Genomic DNA, 240 nt, shown 5'->3' with positions numbered 1-240 from the left:
ATCATCCGCACGCTCATGCCGGTAGAGTGCGACATAACCCGAATCACCGAACTCGATGATCAACTCGCGCAGCTCCGGCAGCTCTGGAAAGGGACGACCGATTTCTGGGTCTTCCTCCAGTCGAGCAATTTGACGCTCAATCACTTGGGCAGCTCGTTGAGCGATCAGCGGGCCTTTCTCGACAAGAAACTGGCGACAACGCTCCAACCCTTGCGCAGCACCTTCGGTGAGAATCAATCG

At 56.2% G+C, this 240-nt stretch carries 1 protein-coding gene; it reads right to left on the bottom strand.

Annotation, left to right across the window (positions count from 1 at the left end):
- Positions 1-240, bottom strand: a 240-nt coding sequence (locus SB659_RS20400; RefSeq protein WP_410551750.1) for a type II toxin-antitoxin system RelE/ParE family toxin, incomplete at both ends; no start/stop codon positions are given.

This window comes from Arthrobacter sp. SIMBA_036 (assembly GCF_046535135.1).
Classification (GTDB): Bacteria; Actinomycetota; Actinomycetes; order Actinomycetales; family Micrococcaceae; genus Arthrobacter.
This window is presented reverse-complemented; position numbering and strand designations above follow the sequence as displayed.